Source organism: Roseofilum sp. KMC-1, from assembly GCF_057802075.1.
The window spans coordinates 2347547-2358544 of record NZ_CM173605.1 but is presented as its reverse complement, the minus strand read 5'-3'; the positions used below and the strand labels follow the sequence as shown (position 1 = coordinate 2358544).

The window sequence follows — 10998 nt, the reverse complement described above, 5'->3', positions numbered from 1 at the left end:
GAGAGGGCCGCGAATCGATTGACAATGCTATAGAATATAATTAAACTTGTTCACCCAATTATTGACTGAAATTAGGAGACAAAAACAAGAATGACCCAAGTGGTAGTCGGAGAAAACGAAGGAATTGATTCAGCTCTACGTCGCTTTAAGCGCCAAGTGTCCAAAGCCGGAATCCTGGCGGATGTGAAAAGCCGCCGCCATTTTGAAACCCCTCAAGAGAAGCGCAAGCGCAAAGCTGTTGCCGCTCGCCGCAAGCGGCGTATGTCTCGCTAGGGAAGATGTTTGAAATGTAATAGATTGGTAGGGGTGGGTTTCAAACCCGACCCTACTATCATATCTATCCCCAGGATTTTGTGGCTTCTTCCCGGTTCACTGGCCCTGGCATGAGTTTTCTAGACCCCTGGGGAATATGAATCCAACCTAAGTCTTGTAGCCGGTTGACTAAGTTGGAGATGGTGACCCCTAATCGATCGCGGAGTTGATAAAGAGTAGACCATCGGGTAAGATCTTGGCGATCGCAATATTCAAGCAGCACATTTTCTGGCATCAGCAGGCAACTCGCAAAGTATTGCGCCTGCCATTCAATCGATTCCAGCTCGGTTAAGGAACTATTAGGACGACACAAGAAAGAATCATCACTACTGCTAACATAACTTGCTCCCCCTTCCTCGACTTCGGCATACTCGACTTCGGCATAGTTGATATGCAGCATCCAATGGCCGATTTCATGGGCCAGGGTAGAGGACTGAAACCCTTCCGGTAAACTGAGAATCTCTTCATTGAGTTCAATTTGACGATGCAAAGGCAGAATGCGGGCCGCAATCGGCCCGTAGTCGTCCGAAGGAATTCGATCCCAAACCACTCCCAAGTCCAGAAAATCGGCGATGCGGTCTACTTCTAGGGGCCAGGAAGGTTCCCGGTTTGGGGTTAATTCCATGCGAGACAGGAGGTCGTTGGCCCGACACTCGATTTCTGATTTGGGATAGAAGCGGTAGGGTTTGATTAGACTCAACTAGGGGCATCCTCATTGGCTGCTTGAAAGATTTTTTCGGCGAAGTCTGGGTTTTCCCGTAACCGTCTCAGAAGCATGGGCATGGCTTGGGCGTTTTGCTTGAGCAGTTCCTCATATTGGTGAGGAATGCGTCCGGCTAGACAAACCAACATATCGGGGTCAAGTTCGAGATGTTTGGCAAGCGAGCGGATGACTTCTTCTTTGGGAGGATAGTCAGCCCGGTCATTCTCTAGCTTGGACAGGTAGGTGAAGTCAAGCTTGACCAAGGCGGCAAGGCTCCTTTGGGAATAGCCTTTATCTTTGCGTGCCCTACGCAGAATTTTACCAAATGTTTCTGTGGTCATTCGTTTTCTCCATTACAAGTCTATCCTATCTCTAGTTTGAATAAAAAATCAAAAAATGGGTTGCCAGTGGGAAAGGGTTTGGGCTAGGATAAGGGTGTTGATAAAATAATCAACGCAGCAGTTGGAGGTAAAACGATGGCTCAAACTTGGACAGATACGACCTATAAGCTTGATGGCACAGAGATGACGATTTTGACCAGTCACCCTCGTCACGATCAGGTTTCGCTTTATGTGCCGGGCTATTCTCTAGGGGGGAATGGGTTCTCGATTTTCTTTACTCCAGATCATATTGAACTGCTGGAGACCCTGTTAGATCAATTAAAGCAGTTAAACGGGGGCGATCGCCTCTCCCAAGCTGAACCCGTTGCCCTCTGTCGCACTTCGCGGGCGGAATTGGTGGGATAGGTGATGGGGGAGTGGGGGAGTGGGGGGATGGGGAGATGGGGAGATGGGGGAGTGGGGGAGTGGGGGGATGGGGAGATGGGGGGATAGAGAAATCCCCGTTCCCCGTTCCCTGTTCCCTCTTACCTAAAGAACGGCAATACAGTCAATTTCGACCAAAACATCCTTCGGTAAGCGTGCCACCTCTACACAAGCGCGAGCGGGGGCAGTTTCGGGGTCAAAATAACTGCTATAGACCTGATTGACGGTAGCAAAATCACCCATATCCTTCAGAAAAATCGTCATTTTCACGGCATTCTCAAACGTCGCGCCAGCAGCATCAAGAACCGCTTGCAGGTTATTCATCACCTGTTCCGTTTGTTTAGCTACATCACCGGTGACCAATTCATTAGTGCTGGGATCGATCGCAATTTGACCAGAAACAAACAGCATCTCACCTGTCGCGGCGATCGCCTGATTATAAGGGCCAACAGGAGCCGGAGCGCGATCGGTTTGAACAACTTTACGAATCATTATCGAATTCCTCTATCCACTTAAAATAACCTGGGACGCAATCCATAATTGCGGTACATCCAATAATCTTTCAAAATGCTGTCATGGTCAAAACATAAATCCGACGGCACTTGCCACAACTCAAACAGAGCCAAATTCTTCGCATCATCAGCCGCTTGCGGTTCCCCCATTGCTGCCGCAATGATCACCACCGATAAAGTATGCTGACGAGGATCGCGCTGAGGATCGGAATACACATGGAACTGTTCCACCAACTCCACCGATAACCCCGTTTCCTCCTTCGCTTCCCGGAGAGCCGCCGTTTCCACCGACTCCCCATAATCAACAAACCCCCCAGGAATTGCCCATCCCAAAGGAGGATTTTTACGTTCAATCAAAACAATCGGGCGCTCCGGCCGGTCAATCATCTCAATAATGATATCAACCGTCGGCGTAGGATTACGATACTGCATAGTGAACTGAGAAATTTAAAGATTTGCATACAGAGTATTTTCATAGGATAAACCCCCCATCCCCCTATCTCCCTATCCCCCCATCCCCTTCCCCTGCCTTGCGATAGGGAGAAGGCATAAAATTTAAACCCAAGGAGATCCCAAGAACATGATAAGGTCATCATGTTAGCTGCAAACTATGCCAATTGTAGAATATGCCCTCTTCCAGACTTAGTGGCATCTTACTCCATCCCACCTCATTTCCGAGTCGATTTGGTATTGGAGACTTAGGCCACGAAGCATATCGCTTTGTTGACTTTCTTGCCCACACGCACCAAAAACTGTGGCAAATCTTGCCACTAGGGCCAACCGGCTTTGGGAATTCCCCCTATATGTGCTATTCAGCCATGGCGGGCAATCCCATGCTCATTAGTCCTGAGTATTTCAAAGAGGATGGTTTACTGCAAGAAGAAGATTTTGCCCATCTGCCTGAATTTCCCTTAGATTGGATAGAGTTTGAGCAGGTAATTGCCGTAAAAACGGCCCTATTAGAAAAAGCCTGCCAAAACTTCCAGGTCAAAATCGAAGACTCCAGTGAATCTCAAGAAGCCTTTGAGACATTTTGTCAAGACAAAGCCAGTTGGCTAGATGATTATGTTTTGTATATGGCTCTTAAGGATGATCTAGAGGGAAAACCCTGGTATGAATGGGATGAAGCCTTAGTTGACCGAGAAAAAAGCGCCCTGAAAGAGGCTAAAGAGCGGTTAAAAGAGAGAATTTTTTATCACCAATTTACTCAATTTCAGTTTTTCCAACAATGGAATGCCCTCAAAAGCTATGCCAATGAGAACCATGTGGAAATTATTGGCGATATTCCCATTTATGTCGCCCACGATAGTGCGGATGTGTGGGCAAACCGGGATAATTTTTTAATCGATCCAGAAACGGGACAACCGGAGTTGATGGCGGGTGTACCGCCCGATTATTTTAGTGAAACGGGTCAGTTATGGGGGAATCCGGTTTATGACTGGGAGTATTTAGAGAAGACTGGGTTTAAGTGGTGGATCGATCGCTTCCAAACCATGCTCGACTATGTAGACTGGATTCGCATCGACCATTTTCGGGGATTTGAGTCCTTCTGGGCCGTTCCTGAAGGGGAAGAAACCGCCATTAATGGCACTTGGATGCCAACTCCTGGAGAAGCCTTTTTTGAGAAACTGGAGCAAACCTTGGGTAAGCTCCCCGTCTTAGCGGAAGATTTGGGCATTATTACCCCAGAGGTAGAAGCTTTGCGGGATAAGTTCGGGTTTCCCGGAATGAAGGTGTTACATTTTGCCTTTGGTTCTGACCCTGGTAATCCCTTTTTGCCCTATAATGTGCCGCGCAATTGCTTGATTTATACGGGAACTCATGATAATAATACGACCTTGGGCTGGTTTGAGAACGATCTGCCCGATTGGGAATGCGATCGCGTCGTCAATTATTTAGGTCATTTAAGTTCCGATGGCATTCATTGGGATTTAATTCGCTTGGCCTTGTCGTCTGTGGCCAATTGGGCGATTATGCCCATGCAAGACTTGTTGGGTTTAGATCAAAGGGCGCGGATGAATACTCCTGGAAAAGCCGAGGGGAACTGGAGTTGGCGTTACCGTCCTGACTCTATTAGTGAGTGGTTGTGCGATCGCCTCCAACTCCTAACCCAACTCTACGGCCGATCCTAAAGTAGAATTAACTGCGGGAGAGCTGGTTCGCCGTAAAGATCACTTCTTCTACAGCGCCAGGTTCTCCCAGAGTTTGAGATTTGCCCTCATTGAGCGCAACCGAAATAGCTCCCGCATTACCCGCTACAATCACCAATTTTTGATTAGCGACCCAGGTTTGTTCAGTTCCCTCATTCAAAGTTCCTTCAAAAGCCGTTTCTCCATCCGCTTCAATCAGAACCCAAGAGGGTTCAGTCACCACCACACTCACCCGCACCGGTTCTGAGGAGTCAGCATCGGGTTGAGATTTGACCACTAGGGAAGTGGGTTCGGGTTCGGGTTCGGGAGCAGAGGGAGTGCTAGAGGCGATCGCCTCCGGTTCTGCTGCGGGTTGTTCCACTAAATAATCAATCGACGACCCCGCAGAACGCTCGATCCAATAGGATAAGCCATTAACCGAGCCAAAAATAATCGCCACATACAACATATACAAATGCACTGGACGCAGTTGCCACATGGGTAAACGCATCCAAGAGGGCTTGAGTAAGTTAAACCGAGACTCTGAGGGGAAAGGACTGGCAAAACTGCGGCCATCGAGTCCTAAAAAATCGGCATAGCGTCTGAGGAAATAATGGACATAAACTGGTTCTGGGAGTTGTTCGAGTTTTCCTTCTTCGATCGCCCCTAACAGCCGTTGGCGGATACGGGTTTTTGTGGCAATGTAGTCTAAGCTCCAACCTTTCTCCTGACGGCGATCTCGCAATTGAGACCCCAAGTCAATGAGAACACTTTTCAAGGACTCAAACTCATTTACCGAGGATTGTAGGGTCTTTAGTTTCTTCATCGATTACGCTCCTTCACCACCGATATGTTTTGTACCACATTTTCCTCTCAACTCTGCAATTTCAAAGGCTCTCAGATATCGATATTCGCCTCTAAGTAAGGATTTTACTCGAATCGATCCAATAGCGCTGCGATGGAGGCGAAGCACTGGATGTCCTAGGGTTTGGGCTACCTTACGGATTTGTCGATTGCGGCCTTCCCATAAGATAATTTCCAGTAGGGTCTTCTGAGTGCCTTCCGAACGAATTCGTCTCACTTTAGCGGGTAGAGTTTGGATATTTTCATAGACTACACCGTTTCTCCAGTCTTCGAGAACTGATTCTGGGGGAATACCTTCTACCCAAACCCGATAGGTTTTAGGGATACTATGGCTAGGGTGGGTCATCTGAAAGGTCAAGTCTCCATCATTGGTGAGCAAGAGTGCCCCTGTAGAATCCACATCTAAGCGACCCACCGGATGAATACCGGTGTTTTGAGAGAGGGTGGGAGGAAGTAGGTCTAAGACGGTGGTGCGATTTTGGGGATCGGCACAAGTGCAAATCACTCCTAGGGGTTTGTTGAGTAACAAGTAATGGCGCTGGGGAAGATGGTGAGGGGAGAGGGGAGAACCATCAATTTCGATTACATCGCGATCGGGGTTGGCTTTCTGGCCCAGTTGATGGACGACCTGGCCATTGATGCGGATACGACCCTGTTGGATCATCTCCTCTGCCTGCCGTCGGGAAGCCATACCCCAACGAGATAAAATTTTTTGTAATCGTTCATCCCTGGGTAGATGATCTGAAGGAGCCTCTATCATCGTCGTGATACTCACCGGTTTTAGAGTTAAGTTAAGAGGATATTGCAAATAGCCGTTTGGGTTAGTCGGGCCAGTTAGACAGAACTGGCGAATCTTTACAAATCTTACAAGAAGTTGTCCAGAACGGGGGGACGTTCAATTAAAAATCAAAAATTAAAAATTAAAAATGATTACTTTTACCTTAACTCAGGGGTCTGAATGGACAAGACGAAGCCAGGATAGGTTGTTAACTTGTACTCAAATCCCGTGATGGCTGTTGAGGGAGATACACTTCAATCCAGGCTCCCTTGGTTTCTGGATGATTCTTGGCACTGACCGATCCTTGATGAGCTTCGACAATTTGGCGAACAATGGCTAATCCTAATCCACTACTGTGGGTTAAGGGGGTACGGGGATGATCGGAAGCATTGGGGAACGAGGCAGAAGGGATTGGGATATTAGAGGAGACTCTGGCGCGGGAGGGTTCTCCCCGATAGAAGCGCTCGAAGACATAGGGCAAGTCTGTTTCTGGGAAGCCTACGCCGCCATCAATGACTTCAAGATGCACCCAATTGTGAGATGAAGCGGTTAAGCTTGGGCATTCTTCTCTATTCAGTTTAACCCATATTTGCCCTTGGAGGGGACTATATTTGATGCTGTTGTCGAAGAGGTTAATTAATACTCGACAAAGGCGATGTTCATCGCCATGGATTAATAAGTGTTCTGGGCCAGAATATTGCAGTTGGAGTTGTTTCTGACGGGCGAGGGGTTCTAGAGCCATCCAAGAGGAGCGGATCAAGTCGGGGAGGTTAATGGGTTTCCAGTTGAGGCTATAGGTCGATCCTCGTTCGAGTTGACTCAGATCGAGGAGGACTTGGACAATATCGCTCAGACGAATGACTTCGGACAGGAGGCGATCGATCCAGTTACGCAGGGGGGGATCGAGGCGGGTTTGCAGGGTTTCGGCCACGAGGCGAATGGAGGTGAGGGGGGTTTTGAGTTCGTGGGCGACATCGGAAAAGGCTCGATCGCGTTGGTTGACTAAGGTGACGAGTTCTTGGCGGTTTTCGAGGAAAACGCCGACGCGACCTTTAGAGAGGGGAATGGTATAGGCTTTAATGGCAATTTTGGGGGGCAGCGATCGCCGATTATTCTGGGGTTCTAGGGTGGGGGCAATGGGTTGAAAGTGCCATTGTTTTTCGGCGGGTTTTTGGGTAGTGCGGGTTTGCTCGATCAGTTCATCCAATTCATAGGAGCGCACTATTTCTAATAGGAGGCGGGGACTGTTAAGTTGGGGAGGACTAATGCCAAATATTTGATAGGCTTGGCGGTTACACCAGATCAGTTGGTTTTGATCGTCAACTTGTAGATGTCCGAGGGTCGCACTCGCGAGGATGGATTTCCAGTAGTCTATTTCTTGCTGGAGATGGTATTCAGTTTGGCGTTGATGGGCGATCGCCCGTAATAGGCGATCTGGAAATCGGCCCATGAGTGGCGATGATGAACTCAATTCCGGCAGGATTCGCCTGATTTGCAATTCTAAGCGTAATTGACATCCTAGGCAGAGGAGCAGGCCTAGGGTTAATCCCAGTACAAATCCAAGTATTGGCACGATCGCAGTCTGTTTAATCGATGATGGGTTCCCTTGATTATCACCTCACGATCTCCGTTTTTGATCCTAATTCTCTAGAGAATGGGTTTTCAGTTAGCTAAATCGGTATCCAAATCCACGAACGGTGAGTAAATATTCGGGATTGCTCGGATCGAGTTCAATTTTTTCTCGCAACCAACGGATATGTACGTCTACGGTTTTGGTGTCTCCCATGAAGTCGGGTTCCCAGATGCGTTCAATCAGTTGCTCTCGCGGCCAAACTCGCCGGGGATGGTTCATAAAGAGTTCTAGGAGGCGAAATTCTTTGGGGGAGAGGTTAATTTCTTCGTCACGGACGATCACCCGACATTCTTGGGGAAATAGGGTAATGTCTTTAATTTTCAGGACTGAAGGATGAGGTTGGGGGATGGGGTAGCGGTTGCGTCGGAGGAGAGCGCGAACCCTGGCCACTAATTCTCGCACGCCAAAGGGTTTAGTCAGGTAGTCATCTGCACCGACTTCTAAGCCGACGACGCGATCGGTTTCTGAACCTTTAGCACTCAGAATTAGGATCGGTACAGTATACCCTTTTTGGCGCAGCCAACGGCAGAGGTCAAGACCATTAATCGAAGGGAGCATCAGATCGAGGACGATCGCATCAATAGACTCTAGAGAGCGATCGCCCCCATCCTGTTTTTGGTGAAATAAGTCTACTATCGCCCGACCATCTTCTACCGCGATCACCTCAAATCCTTCATCCCGCAAGGATAAAGCCACCGTCTCCCGAATCAGTTCTTCATCTTCAACCACCAAAACCCGCCCTAAACTCCGTTTTGAATTCAGGGGTGAATTCATTTGGGGGGATTCTACTGATAATGTGAATACCATAACTGGCCTGCTCACTCTAACGGTTTATCTTTTTAAGCCTATCAGCTTTTTTGGAATTCAATCCAATTTTTCCAATTGAGTTTATGTAGTTAGCGTCTATATTTTGTCTATATGAATAAACCCTTGATTTCAGGGGTTTTACCCGTTGATGTTTTGGGGAATTACAGTCCTAAATCTCTTGGACTGGTTTATGAGCTTTCCCCTCTCAGCCGCCGGGTGTAGACTTTCCCAGGGCGCTTGGCCCTCTTTTGCCACCTCCTTTTCTTGATAGTTAAATGGTCTTCCCCATTCTATTTTACCTCCTTCATTTTAACCTTCCATTTCGCCCTAATTTCCATTGATAAACAGTGCTAATTTACCCTAACTTCAAAGCCACAACTCTCTTGAATCGGCGATCGCCTTTTCTTTCCTCATCCCTCAGTTGATTTTTGCATTTTCCCCATATTTACCATGCAATTAAAGCATTCTTTTCGGAAGTATAAAGAAAAAATAAAACTGTGATTAATCAAACTTATCTCCGTGACCAGGTGAGATATAACTAGATCTGAGAATAACGAACCTATAAAACTTCTGAATCAATAAGGTCTCAAGATTACCAGGTATATCCTAGATTATCTTTAGGCTCTCTTGACTTTTTGTAACACTGATAACACTCTCCTTTTTTGCCTAGATAGCCTCTAACTCTATATTCAGGCAAGGAGAACATCACCATGATAGCTTCTATGACAGCTTCAACCGTTGTCAATCCCCCGCAGAAAATTCGGGTGGCAGTGGCCAGCAAAGACAAAGGTCTAACCAATGAGCATTTTGGCCATGCCCAAGAATTCCTGATCTATGAAGTTGACCCGCAGCAAGCGCAACTGCTAGAAAATCGACCAGTTAAACCCTATTGTCACGGCCCAGAAGAAAGCCCAGGAGACCTGAGCGAAAGCATTGCCGCTCTATCCGACTGCACAGCAGTGATCGTAGCTAAAATTGGGGAACACCCAGAAAGTCGCCTCAAAGAAGCTGGAATAGAAGTCGTACAAGTTTACGAAACAATCGAAACTGCCGTCTTAGATTTTTATACTCAATGGGTTGAGAAGTCCATTGCATAAATCTAGCGCAGAAATAATCAATACCAGTGCGTTGGCTCTCTATCCAAGATAACGCGCTCTATTGAGCATTTTTAGTGATTCCGGATTGCCCAAATTATCTCCAATCGCGATCGAACCATGGACAAAAAACCCTCAACCATTTATCTCGATAACAATGCAACCACCCGGATTGCCGATGAAGTTTTAGAAGCCATGCTTCCCTACTTGCGTGACTATTATGCCAATCCTTCCAGTATGCATACCTTTGGCGGACAACTGGCCAAACCGGTAAGACAAGCTAGGGAAAACCTAGCCCAATTATTAGTAGCTCAACCCGAAGAAATTATCTTCACCAGTTGCGGTACAGAAGGGGATAATGCCGCCATTCGGGCTGCCTTAGCCAGTTGTCCTGATAAGCGCCATATTGTCACCACCCAAGTTGAGCATCCCGCCATTATTAACCTCTGTAAGGGGTTAGAAAAACAAGGTTATAGCACCACCTATTTAGGAGTCAATGAGAAAGGACAACTCAATTTAGAAGAATTGAGAGATGCTCTCACCGAGAATACGGCTCTCGTCTCCGTCATGTGCGCCAACAATGAAACGGGCAACCTGTTCCCCATCGAGAGAATTGGGCAAATTGTCAAAGAACGGGGCATTTTGTTCCATGTGGATGCCGTACAAGCGGTGGGTAAAGTGCCTCTGAATATGGAAGAAAGTACCGTAGATTTTCTGGTATTATCTGGGCATAAATTGCACGCTCCCAAAGGGATTGGAGCTTTATATGTCCGCAAAGGCGTGCGCTTTCGACCCATGCTAATTGGGGGACATCAGGAGCGGGGTAGACGAGCCGGAACAGAAAACGTACCCGGTATCATTGCTCTGGGGAAAGCGGCTGAATTAGCGATGGAGTCCATGGAAGCGGAAAACGGGCAAGTACGACAATTGCGCGATCGCCTCGAACAAACCCTATTAAACACCATTCCCCATACCCAACTCAACGGCCATCCCGCCTTAAGACTCCCCAACACCAGCAACATTGGCTTCAAGTATATCGAAGGTGAAGCCATCCTCCTCTCCCTCGATCGCCATGGCATTTGTGCCTCCTCCGGATCGGCTTGCACCTCCGGTTCCCTAGAATCTTCCCATGTCTTGCGAGCCATGGGTCTACCCTACAGCATCTTGCATGGTTCCATTCGCTTTAGCCTCTCTCGGTATACCACCGATGCAGAAATCGACCAAGTATTGCAAGTCATGCCCAAAGTCGTCGAGCGACTGCGCCAGATTTCCCCCTTCAAAGACGAAACCGACGAACAGCAAGGTTGGTTGAGTTCAGTCGGGGACAAACAGCTTATCGCCACTCGCTAATCTCTTTTTTGCTAACCTCTCTAACCTTGCAAACTTAACGGAGCTGCCAGAA

At 47.7% G+C, this 10998-nt stretch carries 13 protein-coding genes; 5 read left to right on the top strand and 8 right to left on the bottom strand.

The genetic code is table 11. The features are described 5' to 3' along the window. Window positions 1-90 precede the first annotated feature (90 nt). Window positions 91-273, top strand: a complete 183-nt coding sequence (gene rpsU, locus AC3FZD_RS10985; RefSeq protein ID WP_271937305.1) for a 30S ribosomal protein S21 — start codon at window positions 91-93, stop codon at window positions 271-273. Between the two features lie 64 nt (window positions 274-337). On the opposite strand, the gene AC3FZD_RS10980 is transcribed toward rpsU, so the two are convergent. Both AC3FZD_RS10980 and AC3FZD_RS10975 read right to left on the bottom strand, forming a co-directional pair. Then, a complete protein-coding gene (locus tag AC3FZD_RS10980; protein ID WP_488740164.1) occupies window positions 338-1012 on the bottom strand; it encodes an ImmA/IrrE family metallo-endopeptidase in 675 nt (224 codons plus the stop codon). Beyond that, window positions 1009-1356: a helix-turn-helix domain-containing protein gene (locus AC3FZD_RS10975; protein WP_488740163.1), complete on the bottom strand. Its 348-nt coding sequence runs from the start codon at window positions 1354-1356 to the stop codon at window positions 1009-1011. Before AC3FZD_RS10975 ends, AC3FZD_RS10980 begins: the two co-directional genes overlap by 4 nt. 135 nt (window positions 1357-1491) lie before the next feature. Here AC3FZD_RS10975 and AC3FZD_RS10970 point away from each other — a divergent pair, with 135 nt between their 5' ends. Beyond that, window positions 1492-1761, top strand: a complete 270-nt coding sequence (locus tag AC3FZD_RS10970) for a hypothetical protein (protein WP_488740162.1) — start codon at window positions 1492-1494, stop codon at window positions 1759-1761. 123 nt (window positions 1762-1884) lie between these two features. On the opposite strand, the gene AC3FZD_RS10965 is transcribed toward AC3FZD_RS10970, so the two are convergent. Both AC3FZD_RS10965 and AC3FZD_RS10960 read right to left on the bottom strand, forming a co-directional pair. Continuing rightward, on the bottom strand, window positions 1885-2271 hold the full coding sequence (locus AC3FZD_RS10965; protein WP_488740161.1) for a RidA family protein: 387 nt from the start codon (window positions 2269-2271) through the stop codon (window positions 1885-1887). Window positions 2272-2291: 20 nt separating this feature from the next. Next, window positions 2292-2723, bottom strand: coding sequence for an NUDIX domain-containing protein (locus AC3FZD_RS10960; RefSeq protein WP_488740160.1), 432 nt, complete (start codon window positions 2721-2723; stop codon window positions 2292-2294). Between the two features lie 194 nt (window positions 2724-2917). Here AC3FZD_RS10960 and malQ point away from each other — a divergent pair, with 194 nt between their 5' ends. Then, window positions 2918-4423, top strand: a complete 1506-nt coding sequence (malQ, locus tag AC3FZD_RS10955) for a 4-alpha-glucanotransferase (RefSeq protein ID WP_488740159.1) — start codon at window positions 2918-2920, stop codon at window positions 4421-4423. 7 nt (window positions 4424-4430) lie between these two features. On the opposite strand, the gene AC3FZD_RS10950 is transcribed toward malQ, so the two are convergent. The 4 genes from AC3FZD_RS10950 to AC3FZD_RS10935 form a co-directional block, all read right to left on the bottom strand. Next, window positions 4431-5246 carry a helix-turn-helix domain-containing protein gene (locus AC3FZD_RS10950; RefSeq protein WP_488740158.1) on the bottom strand — a complete coding sequence of 272 codons (816 nt, stop codon included), beginning with the start codon at window positions 5244-5246 and terminating at the stop codon, window positions 4431-4433. 3 nt (window positions 5247-5249) lie between these two features. Next, a complete protein-coding gene (locus tag AC3FZD_RS10945; protein ID WP_488740317.1) occupies window positions 5250-6044 on the bottom strand; it encodes a pseudouridine synthase in 795 nt (264 codons plus the stop codon). A gap of 226 nt (window positions 6045-6270) precedes the next feature. Further along, window positions 6271-7512 carry a sensor histidine kinase gene (locus tag AC3FZD_RS10940; protein ID WP_488740157.1) on the bottom strand — a complete coding sequence of 414 codons (1242 nt, stop codon included), beginning with the start codon at window positions 7510-7512 and terminating at the stop codon, window positions 6271-6273. Window positions 7513-7728: 216 nt separating this feature from the next. Continuing rightward, entirely contained in the window at window positions 7729-8469 is a 741-nt protein-coding gene (locus tag AC3FZD_RS10935; protein WP_488740316.1) for a response regulator transcription factor, read from the bottom strand. A 743-nt stretch (window positions 8470-9212) separates the two neighbouring features. Between AC3FZD_RS10935 and AC3FZD_RS10930 the strand changes: the two genes are divergently transcribed. Next, a complete protein-coding gene (locus AC3FZD_RS10930) occupies window positions 9213-9599 on the top strand; it encodes a NifB/NifX family molybdenum-iron cluster-binding protein (RefSeq protein ID WP_488740156.1) in 387 nt (128 codons plus the stop codon). A gap of 117 nt (window positions 9600-9716) precedes the next feature. Next, window positions 9717-10946 (top strand): cysteine desulfurase NifS, encoded by a 1230-nt coding sequence (gene nifS / locus AC3FZD_RS10925; protein WP_488740155.1) that lies wholly within the window; start codon window positions 9717-9719, stop codon window positions 10944-10946. Window positions 10947-10998: the final 52 nt, after the last annotated feature.

Bases quoted from the DNA above. Each gene is read 5' to 3' on its own strand.
- rpsU (WP_271937305.1), top strand. From the start codon at position 91: ATGACCCAAGTGGTAGTCGGAGAAAACGAAGGAATTGATTCAGCTCTA.
- AC3FZD_RS10975 (WP_488740163.1), bottom strand. From the start codon at position 1,356: ATGACCACAGAAACATTTGGTAAAATTCTGCGTAGGGCACGCAAAGAT.
- AC3FZD_RS10970 (WP_488740162.1), top strand. From the start codon at position 1,492: ATGGCTCAAACTTGGACAGATACGACCTATAAGCTTGATGGCACAGAG.
- AC3FZD_RS10965 (WP_488740161.1), bottom strand. From the start codon at position 2,271: ATGATTCGTAAAGTTGTTCAAACCGATCGCGCTCCGGCTCCTGTTGGC.
- AC3FZD_RS10960 (WP_488740160.1), bottom strand. From the start codon at position 2,723: ATGCAGTATCGTAATCCTACGCCGACGGTTGATATCATTATTGAGATG.
- malQ (WP_488740159.1), top strand. From the start codon at position 2,918: ATGCCCTCTTCCAGACTTAGTGGCATCTTACTCCATCCCACCTCATTT.
- AC3FZD_RS10950 (WP_488740158.1), bottom strand. From the start codon at position 5,246: ATGAAGAAACTAAAGACCCTACAATCCTCGGTAAATGAGTTTGAGTCC.
- AC3FZD_RS10945 (WP_488740317.1), bottom strand. From the start codon at position 6,044: ATGATAGAGGCTCCTTCAGATCATCTACCCAGGGATGAACGATTACAA.
- AC3FZD_RS10940 (WP_488740157.1), bottom strand. From the start codon at position 7,512: ATGGGCCGATTTCCAGATCGCCTATTACGGGCGATCGCCCATCAACGC.
- AC3FZD_RS10935 (WP_488740316.1), bottom strand. From the start codon at position 8,469: ATGAATTCACCCCTGAATTCAAAACGGAGTTTAGGGCGGGTTTTGGTG.
- AC3FZD_RS10930 (WP_488740156.1), top strand. From the start codon at position 9,213: ATGATAGCTTCTATGACAGCTTCAACCGTTGTCAATCCCCCGCAGAAA.
- nifS (WP_488740155.1), top strand. From the start codon at position 9,717: ATGGACAAAAAACCCTCAACCATTTATCTCGATAACAATGCAACCACC.